This is a genomic window from Micromonospora coerulea (assembly GCF_016598485.1).
Classification (GTDB): Bacteria; Actinomycetota; Actinomycetes; order Mycobacteriales; family Micromonosporaceae; genus Micromonospora; species Micromonospora coerulea.
Map to the genome: position 1 here is coordinate 14,392 of NZ_JAEMUW010000036.1, position 18,258 is coordinate 32,649.

14 protein-coding genes and 1 pseudogene are annotated in these 18,258 nt (G+C 72.5%); 10 read left to right on the top strand and 5 right to left on the bottom strand.

The genetic code is table 11. The features are described from left to right. The first annotated feature begins 68 nt into the window (after positions 1–68). The 5 genes from mtrA to hpf all read left to right on the top strand — a co-directional run bounded on the left by mtrA (position 69) and on the right by hpf (position 5,925). Positions 69–758 carry an MtrAB system response regulator MtrA gene (gene mtrA / locus I8N68_RS29235; RefSeq protein ID WP_200215951.1) on the top strand — a complete coding sequence of 230 codons (690 nt, stop codon included), beginning with the start codon at positions 69–71 and terminating at the stop codon, positions 756–758. Between the two features lie 15 nt (positions 759–773). Beyond that, a complete protein-coding gene (gene mtrB / locus I8N68_RS29240) occupies positions 774–2,519 on the top strand; it encodes an MtrAB system histidine kinase MtrB (RefSeq protein WP_372433897.1) in 1,746 nt (581 codons plus the stop codon). Continuing rightward, on the top strand, positions 2,516–4,306 hold the full coding sequence (locus tag I8N68_RS29245) for an LpqB family beta-propeller domain-containing protein (RefSeq protein ID WP_200215953.1): 1,791 nt from the start codon (positions 2,516–2,518) through the stop codon (positions 4,304–4,306). The genes mtrB and I8N68_RS29245 overlap by 4 nt, the downstream gene beginning before the upstream one ends. A gap of 7 nt (positions 4,307–4,313) precedes the next feature. After that, entirely contained in the window at positions 4,314–5,024 is a 711-nt protein-coding gene (locus tag I8N68_RS29250; protein WP_200215955.1) for a ComF family protein, read from the top strand. A 250-nt stretch (positions 5,025–5,274) separates the two neighbouring features. Further along, complete coding sequence (hpf, locus tag I8N68_RS29255; protein WP_200215957.1) at positions 5,275–5,925, top strand: ribosome hibernation-promoting factor, HPF/YfiA family; 651 nt, start codon at positions 5,275–5,277, stop codon at positions 5,923–5,925. Positions 5,926–5,999: 74 nt separating this feature from the next. Here hpf and I8N68_RS29260 read toward each other — a convergent pair whose 3' ends face one another. Then, a complete protein-coding gene (locus I8N68_RS29260; RefSeq protein ID WP_200215959.1) occupies positions 6,000–7,115 on the bottom strand; it encodes a GNAT family N-acetyltransferase in 1,116 nt (371 codons plus the stop codon). Next, on the bottom strand, positions 7,112–8,290 hold the full coding sequence (locus tag I8N68_RS29265) for a GNAT family N-acetyltransferase (RefSeq protein WP_234040812.1): 1,179 nt from the start codon (positions 8,288–8,290) through the stop codon (positions 7,112–7,114). Before I8N68_RS29265 ends, I8N68_RS29260 begins: the two co-directional genes overlap by 4 nt. Positions 8,291–8,451: 161 nt before the next feature. Between I8N68_RS29265 and secA the strand changes: the two genes are divergently transcribed. Continuing rightward, positions 8,452–11,370, top strand: a complete 2,919-nt coding sequence (gene secA / locus I8N68_RS29270; RefSeq protein WP_200215963.1) for a preprotein translocase subunit SecA — start codon at positions 8,452–8,454, stop codon at positions 11,368–11,370. A gap of 150 nt (positions 11,371–11,520) precedes the next feature. Here the strand turns inward: secA and I8N68_RS29275 are convergent. After that, a pseudogene (locus I8N68_RS29275) lies at positions 11,521–12,116 on the bottom strand (Rv3235 family protein). Between the two features lie 87 nt (positions 12,117–12,203). Beyond that, on the bottom strand, positions 12,204–12,431 hold the full coding sequence (locus I8N68_RS29280) for a helix-turn-helix transcriptional regulator (protein ID WP_200215965.1): 228 nt from the start codon (positions 12,429–12,431) through the stop codon (positions 12,204–12,206). Between the two features lie 220 nt (positions 12,432–12,651). Here I8N68_RS29280 and I8N68_RS29285 point away from each other — a divergent pair, with 220 nt between their 5' ends. After that, positions 12,652–13,161 carry a DUF6912 family protein gene (locus tag I8N68_RS29285; protein ID WP_200215968.1) on the top strand — a complete coding sequence of 170 codons (510 nt, stop codon included), beginning with the start codon at positions 12,652–12,654 and terminating at the stop codon, positions 13,159–13,161. Between the two features lie 33 nt (positions 13,162–13,194). Here I8N68_RS29285 and I8N68_RS29290 read toward each other — a convergent pair whose 3' ends face one another. Beyond that, on the bottom strand, positions 13,195–14,214 hold the full coding sequence (locus tag I8N68_RS29290) for a hypothetical protein (RefSeq protein WP_200215969.1): 1,020 nt from the start codon (positions 14,212–14,214) through the stop codon (positions 13,195–13,197). A gap of 446 nt (positions 14,215–14,660) precedes the next feature. On the opposite strand from I8N68_RS29290, the gene pruA reads away from it, so the two are divergent. The 3 genes from pruA to prfB all read left to right on the top strand — a co-directional run bounded on the left by pruA (position 14,661) and on the right by prfB (position 18,183). Beyond that, positions 14,661–16,289, top strand: coding sequence for an L-glutamate gamma-semialdehyde dehydrogenase (gene pruA / locus I8N68_RS29295; protein ID WP_200215971.1), 1,629 nt, complete (start codon positions 14,661–14,663; stop codon positions 16,287–16,289). A 190-nt stretch (positions 16,290–16,479) separates the two neighbouring features. Continuing rightward, on the top strand, positions 16,480–16,995 hold the full coding sequence (locus tag I8N68_RS29300) for a PadR family transcriptional regulator (RefSeq protein WP_200215973.1): 516 nt from the start codon (positions 16,480–16,482) through the stop codon (positions 16,993–16,995). A 66-nt stretch (positions 16,996–17,061) separates the two neighbouring features. Continuing rightward, positions 17,062–18,183, top strand: coding sequence for a peptide chain release factor 2 (gene prfB / locus I8N68_RS29305; protein WP_200215975.1), 1,122 nt, complete (start codon positions 17,062–17,064; stop codon positions 18,181–18,183). The last annotated feature ends 75 nt before the right edge of the window (positions 18,184–18,258 follow it).

Genomic DNA, 18,258 nt, shown 5'->3' on the forward strand with positions numbered 1-18,258 from the left:
CCGCCGCAGTACGGTGCCGTGATGACGCCGAACCCTCCGAACCGAACGGGGATGGAACGATAAACCCCATGAGAGCCCGGGTACTGGTGGTCGACGACGACCCCGCGCTCGCCGAGATGCTCGGCATCGTCCTGCGCAGCGAGGGCTTCGTGCCCTCCTTCGTCGCGGACGGGGAACGGGCACTGGCCGCGTTCCGTGACAGCCGGCCCGACATCGTGCTGCTCGACCTGATGCTGCCCGGCATGAGCGGCATCGACGTGGCGCGGGCGATCCGCACCGAATCGGGCGTGCCGATCGTGATGCTGACCGCCAAGAGCGACACGGTGGACGTGGTGCTCGGGCTGGAGTCCGGGGCCGACGACTACGTGGTCAAGCCCTTCAAGCCCAAGGAGCTGGTGGCCCGGATGCGGGCCCGGCTGCGCCGCGGCGAGGACGTCGCGCCGGAGCTGCTGACCATTGGCCCGCCCGGCAACCAGATCTCCATCGACGTGCCGGCGCACACGGTCAGCCGGGACGACGAGGAGGTGAAGCTGACGCCGCTGGAGTTCGACCTGCTGGTCGCGCTCGCCCGCAAGCCGCGCCAGGTCTTCACCCGGGAGGTGCTGCTGGAGCAGGTCTGGGGCTATCGGCACGCCGCCGACACCCGCCTGGTCAACGTGCACGTGCAGCGGCTGCGCGCCAAGATCGAGCCGGATCCGGAGCGGCCGGAAATCATCCTGACCGTGCGGGGCGTGGGCTACAAGGCGGGTACCGGATAGCCTGGTCGCACTGTGGTGACCTCCCCGCCCCCCGCATCGCCGACCACCGCGTCCCGCCGGCTCCAGGCCGCGCGGGCGCTGTGGCATGCGTTGGCCGCCGGGTCGGCCCAGCTGGTCGCCGACCTGCACCAGACCTGGCGGCGGTCCCTGCAGGTCCGCGTGGTGACCATCACCCTGGTGGCGTCCAGCCTGCTGGTCGGCGGGTTCGCGTACCTGATCGCCGACAAGATCACCAGCATCCTGCTGGAGAACGCCGAGACCGACGTCCTGATGCGGCTGCGCAACGGCAGCGACTACGCGGGGAAGCAGTTCCGGACGTTCAGCCAGCCGCAGGAGGCGCAGCTCCAGGACACCATTGACGGCACGGTCAGCTACCTGGCCGGTGGTGATCCGGCGCAGACCAGCGGCGTGGTGGTGGCCATCACCGCGGACCGGCACGCGGGCGTCATCAACACCCGGACCTCCCCGGTGACCGACATCCAGCCCTTGGTCAGTCCGGCGCTGCGGGCCGCGGTCGCCGACGGCAAGGTTGCCCACCAGATCCGCACCGGCGAGCTCGCCGGCCAGCGCACCAAGTACCTCGTCTACGGCTCGCCGGTGCCGACCCGGTTCGGCCAGGTGGAGCTCTACTACCTCGTGCCGCTGGCCCGTCAGGACGCCACCGCCGCCGACGCCCGGGCCACCGTGGTCGCCACCGGCGTCGCCCTGGTGCTCCTGCTGGGCCTGCTCGCCGCCCTGGTCACCCGGTTGGTGGTGACCCCGGTCCGGGTGGCCGCCCGGACTGCCCAGCGGCTCTCCGCCGGCCTGCTCGACCAGCGGATGGTGGTCAACGGGGAGGACGACCTGGCCCTGCTGGCCGCCTCGTTCAACCAGATGGCGAGCAACCTGCAACGGCAGATCCTCCGGCTGGAGGAGATGTCCCGGTTGCAGCGCCGCTTCACCTCCGACGTCTCGCACGAGCTGCGTACCCCGCTGACCACGGTCCGGATGGCCGCCGACCTGATCTTTTCGGAGCGCGACGAGTTCGACCCGGCGGTGGCTCGCAGCGCCGAGCTGCTCCAGGCCGAACTGGACCGGTTCGAGGAGCTGCTCACCGACCTGCTGGAGATCAGCCGCTTCGACGCCGGCTTCGCCATGCTGGATTCCGAGCCGACCGACCTGGTGCCGGTGGTGCACCGGGTGGCCGACCGGCTCACCGGCCTGGCCGAGCGGGTCGGGGTGGCCATCGAACTGGACGTGCCGGCCACCGCGGTGATCGCCGAGGTGGACCCCCGCCGGGTGGAGCGGGTGCTGCGCAACCTGGTCGGCAACGCGGTGGAGCACGGCGAGGGCAGGCCCGTGCTGATCACCCTCGGCATGGATCAGAACGCGGTCGCGATCACCGTCCGGGATCACGGCGTCGGCCTCAAGCCGGGCGAGGAGAAGCTGGTCTTCAACCGGTTCTGGCGGGCCGACCCGTCCCGGGCCCGGCAGACCGGCGGCACCGGGCTCGGGCTGTCGATCAGCCTGGAGGACGCCCGGTTGCACGGCGGCTGGCTGGAGGCGTGGGGCGCACCGGGGCAGGGCGCCCAGTTCCGGCTCACCCTGCCGGCCCGGGCCGGTGACCGGCTGACCACCTCGCCGCTGCGGCTGGTGCCGGTGGATGTCACGCTCCCGTTCGGCGGCCCGCGGGACGGCGGTCCGCTGGCCATCGGTCCGGGCAGCGCCGGGGCGTTGGCGATCGGCCCGGCCGACGGGGACCGGGCGGAGGTGACGTCGTGAGGCGCCGGCTGCTGGCCGTTCTGCTGGGTGGCGCGCTCCTCCCGGTGGGGCTCACCGGCTGCGGCATCCCGGCGGAATCGGACGTGCTGGTGGACGGCCGGGGGCCGGCGGCGGAGGCGGGCGCTAGCAACGGCAGCGGCAGCCAACCGCCGACCCGGACGGCCAGCACCGACCCGAAGGAGTTCGTCCGCAACTATCTCGAGGCGGCGGCGGGCGAGCGGGATCAGGCGTACAACCGGGCCTGGGGGTTCATCGCGCCCGAGGCGAAGGGCCGGCTCCAGGAGAAGCAGAGCGAGATCGCGCTGACCGTGGTGCGGCTCCGGGAGAGCCCGGAGGTCAAGCGGAACAACGACGGCACCAGCGTGGTCACCCTCAACGTGCAGCAGGTCGGTGTGCTGAAGCCGGACGGCACGCTGACGGCCCCGGTGGCGGCCCCCGAGCCGAGGTACCAGTTCGCGCTGCGGCCGGCCAACACCGGCGATCCGGGGCTGCTCATCACCGACCTGCCGAACGTGCTGCTGCTCAGCGACGAAGCCCTGCAGCGCTACTACGTCGAGCGCACGATCTACTTCTGGAACTCCGACCAGAACCGGCTGGTGCCCGACCAGCGCTACCAGCCCTCCACGATGCCCGCCGAGCGTCGGGTCACCGAGGTCGTCAAGTGGCTCGCCGGCGAACCGTCCGACTGGCTGCGCCCGGGGGTGATCCGGCTGCCGAGCGGCACGGCGCCGATCAACAACGCCACCGGCTCCGACGGGCGCTGGGAGATCAACCTGACCATGCCGGGTGCCAACGCGGCCCGGCTGGCGCGGCTCGCGACCCAGCTCGCCTGGTCGCTGCCGGAGCTGACCGGGCAGCTCGACCTCAAGATCCAGAACCAGAGCCGGCGCACCATCGACCTCGAGCGCGAACGCCTGGACAATCCGCTGTACCCGTCCAGTGGGAGCCCGCAGCAGTACTGCGTCTACGACGGCGCGATCCACCCGCTCTCCTTCCCGGGCGAGCCGAGTGGACCGGTGCCGATCGTCGCCGCCGCGAACAAGGGCATCGTCTCGGCGGCGCTCAGCCGATCCCAGAACGACATCCTCGCCGCGCTGGTGGTCACCCGATCCGACCGCCGGCAGCGGTTGATGGCCGGCTCCGGGCGCGACCAGGTCCCGGTGCTCAACGGCAGCAGCCGGTGGTACGCCTCGGTCGGCCGTCCCACCTGGCTCCGCTCCGCCGATCAGCAGCACCAGTACGGACTGGTGGTGGCCGACGGCCAGCTCTACCGCTTCGACGACCTGGCCGGCATGGTCCCGGTCCCGCTCGCCGTGGAGGGCCCGGTGACCGCGGTGGCCGCCGCGCTCGACGGGCACCGGATCGCGCTGATCGTCGACGGCCTTCTCTACGTCGCGGCGGTCAGCCTCGACGGCGGCGTGGTCACCATCGGGTCGCCCCGCCGCGTGGTCACCCCGCTCACCGACCTCACCGCCGTCGACTGGTATGCCGAGAACCAGCTGGTCTTCGCCGGCTCGGAGGACCGCCGGCCGGTGATCTTCCAGATCAACGTCGACGGCGCGCGCGACATCCCGCTGGAGCGGGAGATCGGCTCCCCGGTCACCCACCTCTCCGCCTATCCGGCTGGCGCGGTCGGGGGGGTGCCCACCGGCTTGTACATGTACGAGGCCAACCGGGTGGCCTTCCGGAACAAGGACATCATCAAGCGGGACCAGGTTCTGGACGTGACGCCGCCCCCGGCGGGGACCAGGCCGTCCAACCCGACCGTCCCCTTCTTTCTCTACTGAGCCGTTCGTGCCGGATCTGGGCGGGCTCTGGTCGGACCTGACCGATCTGGTGTTGCCGGCCGGCTGCGCCGGATGCGGCGGGCGGGCCGCGGGCGCCCGGCGGGGCTTCTGCCCCGGCTGTGCCGGCGAGCTGGAATCGTTGTGCCCCGCGCCGACGCGTCCCAGCCCGGCCCCGCCGGACCTGCCGCCCTGCGTGGCCCTCGGCCCGTACGCGGGGGCGCTGCGGGAGGGGCTGCTCGCGTACAAGGAGCGGGGCCGGCATGGGCTGGCCCGGCCGCTGGGCGCGTTGCTCGCCGAGGTGGTGGCCGTGGCGGTAGGCCCGGCCCGGCCGGTGGCCCTGGTGCCGGTGCCGGACACCGCGCCGGCGGCCCGGGCCCGGTACGGCGACCACCTCGACCGGCTTGCCGGTCACGCCGCGGCCCGGCTGCGCGGGGCCGGTTGGCCGGTGCGGGTGCTCCGGCCGCTGCGGGCGCTGCCCCGGCCGGACTCGGTCGAGCTGGACAGCGCGGGCCGAGCCGCCGCGGCGGGATCGGCGTTCCGGCTGCGCCGGGTCGGGGCCCCGCCGCCGGTCGTCGGGGACACCGCGGTGGTGGTGCTCGACGACATCGTCACCACCGGCGTCACGTTGGCGGCGGTGAGCCGCATCTTGCACGCCGCGGGAATGACGCCAAACGCCGCCGCAGTGCTCGCCGCAACGCAAAAACGACGTCATAGGTGACGCTTCGTGTTTCCATTTCACCCCATGGTGTACGAGCTGTGAAAATTCCTGGGCGGTCTCGACAACCAGGGGTGACTGTCACAGGAACAGGCGTTAGCGTTTTCGTGTCGGGGGTAGGAGGTCCATCCACCCACCGCCGGCGGTGAGAGGAGGCGTAGCCGTACTGACCCGGTCGACGCCGAACGGGGATCTCCCAGGGCGTGCCGACCGGCGAACCGGACCGAACGACCGTCCGAACAAGGGAGGTCACGTGGACATCGTGGTCAAGGGCCGTAACGTCGAAGTGCCGGACCATTACCGGGTGCACGTAGCCGAGAAACTCGCAAAGATCGAACGCTACGATCACAAGCTCATTCGGGTCGACGTGGAGTTGTTCCACGAGCGCAATCCGCGCCAGGCCGATCACTGCCAGCGGGTGGAAATCACCTGCGTATCGCGCGGCCCGGTGATCCGGGCCGAGGCCTGCACGAATGATTTCTACAGCGCACTGGACGCCGCCATCGCCAAGCTGGACACCCGGCTCCGTCGGGCGGCCGACCGGCGTCGGGTCCACCGGGGGCGGCACGCGCCGCTCTCCGTCGCCGCGGCCACCGCGGGCCTGCCGGTCGCCGACCTCGGCGAATCCGTGCCGGCCGCCGCGTACGCCGACGGCGCCCGTTCGGCCACCGTGGTCGCCGAACGACCCGAGGACGGCTACGAAGAGTACGCCGACGACCAGCCGTGGCACCTCGCGCGGGAGAAGGTGCACCCCGCCGAACCGATGACCGTCGACGACGCGCTGTTCCAGATGGAACTGGTCGGGCACGACTTCTACCTGTTCCAGGACAAGGAGTCCGGCCGCCCGAGCGTGGTCTACCGCCGGCGCGCGTACGACTACGGGATCATCTCGCTCGACGCCTGACCCCTGACCACCCCGCGGACACCAGCCGGGGAGCCGTGGTGGGCGACCACCACGGCTCCCCGTTGTCCGTGTCCTCAGCCGGCTGGCCGCAGATCGGTCGCGAGCCGGCCGTACAGGACCGAGTCGACCCGGGTGCCGTCCGGGCCGGGGAGCCGGCCGCGCAGCAGACCTTCCCGCTGGAAGCCGGCCTTCTCCAGCACCCGCTGGGAGGCGACGTTCTCCGGCCGGGTGCCGGCCCAGAGCCGCGCCAGCCCGACGTCGAACGCCCAGCCGGCGAGCTGGCCCACCGCGCGGGTGGCCAGTCCCCGCCCCCGAGCCTCGGGGAGCAGGCTGTAGCCGAGCATCGCCTGGCCGGTGGACGGTTCGTCGTACACCAGCGCGCAGCCGCCGGCCACCGCGCCGGTCGCGGCGTCCAGCACCGCGAAGTCGGCCGAGGCGCCGGTCAGCCAGTTGCTCTCCGCCCGCCGGCAGCGCCGCTCGATCGCCGCCGGGGTCGGCGGCACCGGCGGCACCCGGTTCGCCACCACCTCGGGGCGGGTGTGCAGCCGGTACATCGCGGCCACGTCGTCCGGGGCCAGCCGGCGCAGGGTCACCACGCCGTCGGTGAGCCGGCCGTCGGGCAGGTCGGGCAGCAGCCGGGCGGCCGGTCCGGGCGGGTCGTCGGCGAGGCGTACCCAGGCGATCAGGTCCGCCCAGCCACCCCCGCGGACCGGGCTGGCGGACCGGCGTACCCCCTCGTGCCGGAACCCGGCGGCCAGTGCGACCCGCTGGCTGGGCGTGTTCTCCGGGTGGGTGAGCAGCTCCAGCCGGGCGGTCCCGGTGGCGAAGGCGTGGCGGGCCAGGGCCCGGGTGGCCGCGGTCGCGACCCCGCGACCCCGCGCCCACGGCGCCACCCAGTAGCCGATCTCCGCCTGCGCGCGGAAGGGCACCACCTGGCTCAGGCCCACGCCGCCGAGCAGCCGGTCGCTGGCCGGGTCCGCGATCGCGTACGCGGCGCCGCCGGCGGTCCAGGCCGCGGGGGCGCCCTCGGTGACCCACCAACGGGCGGTCTCCTCGGTGTACGGGTCGGGCAGGCCGGAGATGAACCGCTGGGTCAGTGGATCGGCGCAGGCCGCGGCGGTGTCCGCCACGTCGTCGAGGCGGAACGGTCGCAGCCGTACCCCGTCGGCCTCGAGCACCTGCGGGGTCACGTCAGCCCTCCCGTGAGGTCCTCGGCGAGCAGGGCGGCGATCCAGGCGTCGCCCCGGCCGTCCCGGCTGGGCAGCACGCCCCGGGCGGTGCCCTCGAAGGCGAAGCCGGCCTTCTCGGCGACCCGGCGGGAGGCGGTGTTGCCGGCCAGCGCCCGCCACTCGATTCGCGCCAGGCGCAGTGTGGTGAAACCCCACGCGGTCAGGGCGCCCACCGCGGCGGGCATGTAGCCGCGGCCCCGGGCGTGCGGGGCGGTCATGAAGCCGACGTCGCCGTTGAGCGGGTCGGCGGGTGAGATCCGCAGGTCCACCGATCCGACGTATCGGTCGTCGCTGTCGGCGATGGCGTAGTAGGCGCCGGTGCCCCGGGCCCAGGCGGCCGCGGCGAAGTCCCGCATGAAGCCCTCGGCGTGCGCGCGCTGGTAGGGGTGGGGGACCGTGGTCCAGCGGATGGTGTCCTCGTCCCGGCAGGTGGTGACGACGGCGTCGAGGTCCCGTTCCTCCATCGGGCGCAGCCGCAGCTCGGTGGCCCCGGCGGCGGCGAAGAGGACGGGCTGCGGCCGGCCGAAGGCGGCGGCCCGGCGGGCCTGGAGGGTGTCCGGGCCGGCCGGCGTGGGCTCGCCCGGCGCGGCCAGTTCGGCCGGGAGGAGCGAGCCGATCCAGCCCTCCGGGCGACCGCCGGCAGCCGGGTGGGCCAGTCGCAGCTCGCCCTCGACCCGGAAGCCGGCCCGGAGCGCCACCAGCCGGGAGGCGTGGTTGCCGACCTCGGCCTGCCAGATGATCCGGCGCAGCTTCAGCGCGTCGAACGCCCAGCGGGCCACCGCCCGGGTGGCCCGCACCGCGACGCCCCGGCCGCGGGCCCAGGGCGCGGTCCAGTAGCCCACCTCGGCGGAGTCGAGGCCCCGGTCGACGGAGACGAGGCCGGCGGAGGCGAGCAGCTCGCCGGTCGCCGCGTCGCAGACCGCGAACGGCGCCCCGGTGCCGTCCGCCCAGGCCTTGCCGCTGATCTCGGTGACGAACCCGAGGGCGTGTTCGGGCAGGTACGGGCGGGGTACGGTGGTCCAGCGCTGGATGTCCGGATCCTGGCAGGCGCGGTGCACCGCGTCGGCGTCCTCCGCTCGCCAGGGTCGTAGCAGCAGGCCGTCCTCGGTGATCTCCACAGGCTCCACCCGAGCCATCGTGCCGGATCGTTCGCGCTGGGCGTAACCCGATAAACCGCCGGTCAGGGCGTGGGCCGCACGTTATGTCGGTTTCGCTGCCCCGGACCGCCGCCACCAGTGACCATCGCCGCGGCGGAGCGCCTACGATGGTTCGAGACTGTCTAGGGGAGCGTTGATCCGTGTCGATTCTGGAAAAGGTCCTTAGCGCGGGCGAGGGCCGTATGGTGCGCCGGCTCAAGGCCGTCGCCGCCGCCGTCAACTCGATCGAGGACGACTACGTCAACCTCACCGACGACGAGCTGCGCGGCCTGACCGAGCAGTACAAGGAACGGCTCGCCGACGGTGAGACCCTCGACGACCTGCTGCCCGAGGCCTTCGCCACGGTCCGCGAGGCGGCCGCGCGGGTGCTCGGCCAGCGGCCGTACGACGTCCAGGTGATGGGCGGCGCGGCGCTGCATTTCGGCAACATCGCCGAGATGAAGACCGGTGAGGGCAAGACCCTGACCTCGGTCATGGCGGTCTACCTGAACGCGCTGTCCGGCAAGGGCGTGCACGTGGTCACGGTGAACGACTACCTGGCCCAGCGCGACGCCGCCTGGATGGGTCGGGTGCACGAGTTCCTCGGGCTGACCGTCGGCGTGGTGCTGCCCAACCGGCCGAGCAGCGAGCACCGCGCCGCGTACGAGTGCGACATCACCTACGGCACCAACAACGAGTTCGGCTTCGACTACCTGCGCGACAACATGGCCTGGTCGAAGGACGAGCTGGTGCAGCGCGGCCACAACTTCGCCGTGGTCGACGAGGTGGACTCGATCCTCATCGACGAGGCCCGGACCCCGCTGATCATCTCCGGCCCGGCCGAGCACTCGGCCCGCTGGTACTCCGAGTTCGCCGGCGTGGTGGCCCGCCTCCAGCCCGGCACGGACGGCGAGGGCGACTACGAGGTCGACTACGCCAAGCGGACCATCGCGATCACCGAGCGCGGCGTGGCCAAGGTCGAGGACCGGCTCGGCATCGACAACCTCTACGAGTCGGTGAACACGCCTCTGGTCGGGTACCTGAACAACGCGATCAAGGCCAAGGAGCTCTACAAGCGCGACAAGGACTACATCATCAGCGACGGTGAGGTCCTGATCGTCGACGAGTTCACCGGCCGCATCCTGCACGGGCGCCGCTACAACGAGGGCATGCACCAGGCGATCGAGGCCAAGGAGGGGGTGGAGATCAAGCAGGAGAACCAGACCCTGGCCACCATCACCCTCCAGAACTACTTCCGCCTCTACGAGAAGCTCTCCGGCATGACCGGTACCGCCCAGACCGAGGCGAGCGAGTTCAACAAGGTCTACAAGGTCGGCGTCGTGACCATCCCGACGCACCGGCCGATGGTCCGGCTCGACCGGGCCGACGTCATCTACAAGACCGAGAAGGCCAAGTTCAACGCGGTCATCGAGGACATCGCCGAGCGGCACCAGGCCGGTCAGCCGGTGCTCGTCGGCACCGTCTCGGTGGAGAACTCCGAGATCCTCTCCACGCTGCTGCGCCGCCGCGGCATCCCGCACTCCGTGCTGAACGCGAAGTTCCACGCCAAGGAGGCGGAGATCGTCGCCCAGGCCGGGCGCAAGGGCGCGGTCACCGTCGCCACGAACATGGCCGGTCGCGGTACCGACATCCTGCTCGGTGGCAACCCCGAGTTCCTCGCCGCCAACGAGCTGCGCCAGCGCGGCCTCGATCCGGTCGAGCAGCCGGAGGAGTACGCCAAGGCGATGGAGGAGGTCCTGCCCGAGTGGAAGCAGGCCTGCGACGTCGAGGCGGAGGAGGTCGCCGCCGCCGGTGGCCTGTACGTGCTGGGCACCGAGCGGCACGAGTCCCGGCGCATCGACAACCAGCTGCGCGGCCGGGCCGGCCGCCAGGGTGACCCGGGCGAGTCCCGCTTCTACCTCTCGCTGCAGGACGAGCTGATGAAGCGCTTCCGGGCCGGCGCGGTCGAGGCGGTGATGGAGCGCTTCAACATCCCGGAGGACGTGCCGATCGAGTCGAAGATGGTCACCCGCCAGATCAAGAGCGCGCAGGCCCAGATCGAGGGCCAGAACGCCGAGATCCGGAAGAACGTCCTCAAGTACGACGAGGTGCTCAACAGGCAGCGCCAGGTGATCTACGCCGAGCGCCTCCGGGTGCTCAACGGCGAGGACCTCTCCGACCAGGTTCGCAACATGATCGACGACGTGGTCACCGCGTACGTCGTGGGCGCCACCAGCGACGGCTACGCCGAGGACTGGGACCTCGACCAGCTCTGGTCCAGCCTCAAGCAGCTCTACCCGGTGGGTGTCTCCGTCGAGGAACTGGAGGAGGAGGTCGGCTCCCGCGCCGGCCTCGACCAGGACTTCCTGCTCGCCCGCCTCAAGGAGGACGCGCACGCCGCGTACGACCGGCGCGAGGAGACCCTCGGCGAGGAGGCCGTCCGCCAGCTCGAGCGGATGGTGCTGCTCCAGGTCATCGACCGCAAGTGGCGCGAGCACCTCTACGAGATGGACTACCTGCAGGAGGGCATCAGCCTGCGGGCGTACGCCCAGCGCGACCCGGTCATCGAGTACCAGCGCGAGGGCTTCGACATGTTCGCCACCATGATGGACGGCATCAAGGAGGAGACGGTCGGCTTCCTCTACAACCTGGAGGTCCAGGTCCAGGAGCCCGAGCCGGAGGCCGAGGAGGTGCAGCTGCTGGAGAAGCCGGTGGAGATCCGCGCCAAGGGCCTCAGCCGCGCCCCGCAGCAGCAGGGCCTCCAGTACTCGGCGCCCGCCGTCGACGGCGAGGCCGGGCGCGGCTCGGTCGTGGTGGAACGGCCCGAGCAGAATGCCCCGGCCCTCGGCCTAGGCCGGACGGAGGCGCCGGAGCGGCCCGCCGCCCCGGCCAAGTCTTCCTCGCCGCGCAAGCCGGCGGCGGCGGGCGTGAGCGGCCAGGCCACCGCGGCGAGCACCGCGCGTCGGGCGGCTCCGGGGAAGGTCGACGCCGCCGGCGAGGGCCCGTCCCGCAACGCGCCCTGCCCGTGCGGCTCCGGCCGCAAGTACAAGCGCTGCCACGGCGCGCCGAACAACGCCTGACCGACACCCGCACCGCGACGACGGGCCCCGGCCGACATCGGCCGGGGCCCGTGCGCGTCCCTACCCGCCGACCGGGCCCGCGTGGCGCAGTCCCCATCGCCCTGGCCGGCGGGAGAGCCCGTCAGGGGGCGACGGGCGGGACGGTGGGCGTCAGAGGACCTGGAGCGTGGTGCAGAGCCAGCTGCCGCGGCGGTGTTCCAGGCGCAGGGCGATCGCCCAGCTCACGCCGCCGGCTCCGGCGAGCACCGCCGCCGCCTCCACCGCCCCTGCCCGTGGCTCGCAGGCGCGCAGCCGGCGGAGCCCGAGCACCGGCCGGCTGGACCGGCGGCGTGCCGGACCGAGCCGGCGGGCGGCGCGGGCCAGTTCCGCCGCGATCTCCGTCGCGGCGGGCGGATCGCTGAGCGGGCGGAGCTGGGCGGGTGGCCGGTAGCCGTTGAGAATTTCGAGGAAGGTGCGGACGAACCGCTGGGCGGCGCGGGTGGCCTCGGGCGTGGCGGTGGCGAGAGCGGCGGGCGGTGACCCGGTGACCCGCCGTCCCGGCCCGCCGGGGGTGGGCCGGACGTCGCCGGGTCGCCCCGCCGGCCGACCGGGGTCCCGTGGACGGGCGTCGAACAGGTCCAGGGCCAGCTGGTCGACGCCGGGACGGACCAGGGCTCGTCCTCGTCGACGCACGGCGGGTCGATCGGCGGTGCCGGACGCAGTCGGACGGGTGGCCGTGGTGCCAGTGGGCGGCGGGTGTCGACCATCCTCAACCCCTGATCCTTACGTTTGCCTTCGTTTGCCTCCGACAGGCTCCAGTTTCCGGCATGCGAGCGCCGACCGTCAATGCCCCATCACTCGCCGTCGCGGTCGGTGAGCGGGTTTCCGCGTACCCACTCGGCGGTCTCGGCGTACTTCTGCTGGATGTACTCCTCCAAGCGGGAGCGCTCGACCCGCCACTGCCCTCGGCCACCGATCTTGATGGCGGGCAGCTCTCCGCTGCGCACCATGTGGTAGACCTGCGAGTCCGACACGTTGAGCTCGGCGGCCACGTCGGACAGCAGCAGGAACCTCGGCTCCACGCGAACTCCCGGGGTTGACGTCGTTTGCCTCAGTTTGCCATCAGGAGCGCCGTGGACCCAGCGGCGCCCAACCGGCGCGCCCGACACGAGGCGCGCGGGACACACCGACGGGAGACTTCTCCCGGACGGGTACGAGGTGTATGACGGTCACGGCGTACGGCATGATCGGCGCCCGGGGCCCGGCGTCCGCTGGTCCCGGCCTTGAGCAGGGGAGACACCGGTGACCGACGAGCTTGTCCGGGTGTACGTGCCGGCGACCGTCCCGATGCTGTCGCGGCTGCGGGAGCAGGGGCTCACCGACGGCGAGGCGCACGCGGTCACTCCGATGCTGCGCGAGTGGTACGCCGAGGGCGACGAGGAGGAGTTGGAGTACGTCGCCTTCACCCGGGCCGCCCAGGACGCGCTGCTTCTGCTCCGGGCTGATTCGAGCGCGCCCCGGCGCCGGGTCGTCGTCTCCGTGGACGTGCCCGCCGCGTCGGTCGGTCGGGGCGACGGCGAGCTCGGGTCCAGCCTGGTACGGCTGATCGGGCCGATCCCGGTGGCCGCGGTCGCCGCGCTCCATGTCGACGGCGCGGAGGCGGTCGACGACGTGGCGGCCGCCGCCGAGGTGATCGCCGAGGCGCAGGCCGGCGACCCGGACGCGCAGTTCACCGTCGACGGCGCCGAGGACCACGAGCTGGAGTGGTACGACGTGACCGAGCTGGACCTGCTGCTCCGCACCGTCTCCTGACGATCGCCCGCCGCGCCGGCCGGCGGTGGTAGCTCAGCCGGCCGGCTCGTCCTCGTCCGCGTCGACGGCCGGGCCGAGGGTGCGACCGAAGGCGACCAGCGCCGTCAGCGCCCCGACGAAGAGCACCCAGATGCCATTGTCGATCCGCGAGGTGCCGAGCGCCGTCTGCGCGACCTGGTCGGCGTCGCTGAGCGCGGCGGCCAGGTCCAGCAACGCCCGGCCGCCGACCCGGATGATCACCTCGGTGAGCAGCAGGAGCAGACCAGGCCCCGCCCCGGCGAGCAGGTAGGCCGGCCAGCGCGGCTGCGGCGCGGCGGTGTCCCGGCGGGCCGTGCGGCGCGACCAGGTCAGGTAGCCGAAGGCCACCAGCCCGGCCAGCAGCCCGGCCAGCAGCGATTCGGTACGGGACACCCACTTCGCGGCGGTGAGCACCGACTCCTGGCTGTCGCCCGAGCCGAAAAGGTCGGAGAGCGGGTCCCGGGCACGGCTGAAGGCCACCACGAAGATCAGCGTGGCCAGCGCCGCGCTCGCGGCCGCACCCACCACCCGGGCGGTGCGGGCGCCGGCGACCGCGCCGCCGATGATGGCCGCCGCCGCGGTGGTGCCGGCGATCGTGTTGGTGGTGGCGTTGTCGGCGTACGTCAGGTTGATCGCCACGGCGGCGGCGAGCCCGACCAGCAGGCCGGCACCGGTGGCGGCCAGGAAGCGCAGGGTGGCCCGTTCGGTGCGGCGGGCCAGTGGGTTGGTGGCCGCGAGGGCGCCCGCGGCACCGGCGACCAACGCGGCCGAGATGACCCCGGGCAGCGCGTACGCGGAGAGGCTGATCGCGGTGACGCCGGCCTCGGCCGAGTGGATCGCCGCCCGCGTCGACCAGAGCATCGCCGCCAGCCACCCGACGGCGACCAGCGCGAGCACCACCGCACCGGGTGCGACCGTCGCCCGGCCGGTGCCCGCCGCCGTACCCGCCACGTCGGCCGGGGCGGTCTGCTCGACCGGGGCGGCCGTGGGCTGGTCCGGTTCCGCGGCCGTGGAGCTGCCGGGCTGGTTGCTCATCGTCTCCCCTTCGACGGACGCCGGATCGGCCGCGACGGCCGGGCAGGTCACCGGTCATCCAGGGTACGCGTCGCCGCGCGCCCGACCCCGTGCCCGCCTCCGCCCGCCGCACCCACGCATCCCCGTGGTGCCGGCGGTGGAGCATCGTCCGTCGGTTGCCGAAGAATCGCAGGGCTGCCGTCCACGCTGCAGACGGTTCGCCGCCTCTGCCGCCGGTTGGCCTACGGTCTGGTGTGCGGTGGTCCGTCCCGGTGTTCGGCCGGCCAGCCGGCGGGCCCGGGCCGGGAGAGGCGGGGCGGGGTGGGGCGAGGGGGCTCGCATGGAAGAATCGGCGCAGGTCCCGCCGCCGCGACCGGTCCACCGCGCGGTGCCCGGCGACCGGCCGTCCGGTCGGTGCCCGCGGGTCCGGTTTCGCCACCGCCGTCGAGATCGCACAGGAGCCTGTGATGGACGCCGTGTTCTCCGTACCCGAGCCGCGCAACGAGCCGGTACGCACCTACGAGCCGGGCAGCGCCGACCGGGAGCGGCTCCAGCGGCGGCTCACCGAGCTGGCCGCCGAGCGCATCGAGCTGCCGATGACCATCGCCGGTGAGCAGCGGATGGCCGGCGGCGCGTCGATCGACGTGGTCCAGCCGCACAAGCACGCGCACGTGCTCGGTGTCACCGGTCACGCCAACCACGAGGACGCCCGCGCCGCCGTCAAGGCCGCCAAGGACGCCGCTCCGATGTGGCGGGCGCTGCCCTTCGAGGAGCGGGCCGCGATCTTCCTGCGCGCCGCCGAGCTGCTGGCCGGCCCCTGGCGGGACACCCTGAACGCGGCCACCATGCTCGGTCAGTCCAAGACCGCCGTGCAGGCCGAGATCGACTCCGCCTGCGAGTTCATCGACTTCCTCCGGTTCAACGTGCACTTCGCCCGGAAGCTGCTGGCGGAGCAGCCGATGTCGTCGGCGGGGGTGTGGAACCGCTTCGACCACCGCCCGCTGGAGGGCTTCGTCTACGCGGTCACCCCGTTCAACTTCACCGCCATCGCCGGCAACCTGCCCTCGGCACCGGCGCTGCTGGGCAACACCGTGGTCTGGAAGCCGGGTCCGACCCAGCAGTTCGCCGCGCACTTCACCATGCGGCTCTTCGAGGCGGCCGGCCTGCCCCCGGGCGTGATCAACATGGTCACCGGGCGGGGTGAGGAGGTCTCCGACGTCGTGCTCGCCGACCCGGACCTGGCCGGCATCCACTTCACCGGCTCCACCAAGGTCTTCCAGCACCTGTGGCGGACCGTCGGCGAGAACATCGCCGGCTACCGGGGCTACCCGCGCCTGGTCGGCGAGACCGGCGGCAAGGACTTCGTGGTCGCGCACACCAGCGCCGACGTGGACGCGCTGCACACCGCGCTGATCCGGGGCGCGTACGAGTACCAGGGCCAGAAGTGCTCGGCGGCCTCCCGGGCGTACGTCCCGCGGTCGCTGTGGGAGGGCGGGCTGCGTGACCGGCTGGCCGCCACCGCCGACTCGCTCACCTACGGCGACGTCACCGACTTCAGCAACTTCGGCGGCGCGGTGATCGACGACAAGGCGTTCTTCCGGCACACCGCCGCGCTGGAGCTGATCAACAACGACGACACCTGCCGCGTCCTGGCCGGCGGCACGGCCGACGAGTCGGTCGGGTACTTCGTCCGGCCCACCCTGTTCGAGTGCAGCGACGCCGCGCACGAGACCTTCACCACCGAGTACTTCGGCCCGATCCTCGGCGTGCACGTCTTCGACGACGCCCGCTTCGACGACGTGGTCGCGCAGGCCGAGGCGATCGCCCCGTACGCCCTGACCGGGTCGATCTTCGCGAACGACCGCCGGGTCGTCGACGCGGTGGCGGAGAAGATGCGGTACGCGGCCGGCAACTTCTACATCAACGACAAGCCGACCGGCGCGGTGGTCGGGCAGCAGCCCTTCGGGGGCGCCCGGGCCAGCGGCACCAACGACAAGGCCGGCTCCTGGCACAACCTGGTGCGCTGGATGTCGCCGCGGACGATCAAGGAGACCTTCGTCCCGCCGACCGACCACACGTACCCGCACATGGGCTGAACCGGCGACGGTCGCCGGTGGCGCGCGCAGCGTCACCGGCGGCCGGGTCGGCCCCGCCGGACGTCCGGCCGAGGGCACCGGTCATCCTCGGGGGACTGTCGTCCGCCGACAGTGCACATTGGAAGCCCCGTCGGGTGGCGAAAACGGCAAATCCTGGACGCCGCGTCGGCAAAGTGGCAGCTTAGAGGGCATGGCGGAATCCGGAGTCAACCCCACTGCGGCGGCCCTGCTGGGCCTGCTGCACGAGGGCCCGATGACAGGCGGCCAGCTGATGGCCGCCGCTGAACGGCGGTTGGCGCCGTACTGGTCGATGACCCGCAGTCAGGTCTACCGCGAGTTGCCGGTGCTGGCCGAGCGGGGGTTCGTGCGGCTCGGCAAGCCCGGGCCGCGGATGAGTCAGCCCTACGCGATCACCGCGGCCGGGAAACGGACATTCTCCAAGTGGCTGGCGGAAAACCCCGGCCGGGACACCATCCGCAACCCGATCGCGCTGCGGATCGCCTTCGGCAACCTGCACTCGGCGAGCCAGCTGAAGAACTTGTACGCCTCGGCGAACGAGTACCACACGGAGGCCCTGGCGGCGGTCCGGGAACAGGTGAAGAACGCCAAGAAGGAAGGCGACACCTACGACGCCAGCGCGCTGGAGTTCGCCGTCGCCTACCACAAGGCCGCCCTGTCCTGGCTCAAGACCGCCCCGGTCGGCTGAACAGCTGCGGCGGGTCGGGCCATCTGAGGTGAACGGACCGCAGGCGGCCAAGTACGCTTGTCTGTCGTGACCGCTGCCGATTACGCCGAACAGCTCAAGGAACTCGACGCCACCCTCCGCAACATCGAGGCCGTCCTCAACCTGGACCGGCTGCACGAGCAGAAGGCCCGGCTCGAGGAGCAGGCGTCCGCGCCGGACCTCTGGGACGACCAGGCCAAGGCCCAGGCGGTGACCTCGCAGCTGTCGTACGTCAACGGCGAGATCGGCCGGCTCGGCAGCCTCCGGGCCCGGCTCGACGACGCCGGCGTCCTGCTGGAGCTGGCCGAGGCGGAGTCCGACCCCGGGGTGCTCTCCGAGGTCGAGGGCGAGATCACCGGGCTGACCAAGGCCATCCAGGAGATGGAGGTCCGCACCCTGCTCTCCGGCGAGTACGACTCGCGGGAGGCGCTGGTCGCCATCCGGGCCGGCGCCGGCGGCGTGGACGCGGCGGACTTCGCCGAGATGCTGCTGCGGATGTACCTGCGCTGGGCCGAGCGGCACGGCTACCCGACGGAGGTCTACGAGACCTCGTACGCCGAGGAGGCGGGCCTCAAGTCCGCGACCTTCACCGTCAAGGTCCCGTACGCCTACGGCACGCTCAGCGTCGAGTCGGGCACCCACCGGCTGGTGCGGATCAGCCCGTTCGACAACCAGGGCCGCCGGCAGACCAGTTTCGCCGGCGTCGAGGTGCTGCCGGTGGTGGAGCAGACCGACCACATCGACATCCCCGAGAACGAGATGCGGATCGACGTGTACCGCTCCTCGGGCCCCGGTGGGCAGAGCGTCAACACCACCGACTCCGCGGTGCGGATCACCCACATCCCGACCGGCATCGTGGTCACCTGCCAGAACGAGAAGTCCCAGCTGCAGAACAAGGCCTCCGCGCTGCGCGTGCTCCAGGCCCGGCTGCTGGAGCGCAAGCGCCAGGAGGAGCAGGCCAAGATGGCGGGCCTGAAGACCGACGCCGCCGGGTCGTGGGGCGACCAGATGCGGTCGTACGTCCTGCACCCGTATCAGATGGTGAAGGATCTGCGTACCGAGCAGGAGACGGGCAATCCGTCCGCGGTCTTCGACGGTGAGCTGGACAGCTTCATCGAGGCGGGCATCCGCTGGCGCAAGCAGCAGCAAATGGCCGGCGACGCTGCGTGATCACTTGCGGGCGGAGTGCGTCGTCGATCTCCACGTCAGACACCAAATAGACGACTCGCCTCGTTCTCTGGGGGG

Coding starts and splice junctions, on each gene's coding strand:
- mtrA (WP_200215951.1), top strand. CDS start 69: ATGAGAGCCCGGGTACTGGTGGTCGACGACGACCCCGCGCTCGCCGAG.
- I8N68_RS29265 (WP_234040812.1), bottom strand. CDS start 8,290: ATGGCTCGGGTGGAGCCTGTGGAGATCACCGAGGACGGCCTGCTGCTA.
- I8N68_RS29290 (WP_200215969.1), bottom strand. CDS start 14,214: ATGAGCAACCAGCCCGGCAGCTCCACGGCCGCGGAACCGGACCAGCCC.
- pruA (WP_200215971.1), top strand. CDS start 14,661: ATGGACGCCGTGTTCTCCGTACCCGAGCCGCGCAACGAGCCGGTACGC.
- I8N68_RS29300 (WP_200215973.1), top strand. CDS start 16,480: ATGGCGGAATCCGGAGTCAACCCCACTGCGGCGGCCCTGCTGGGCCTG.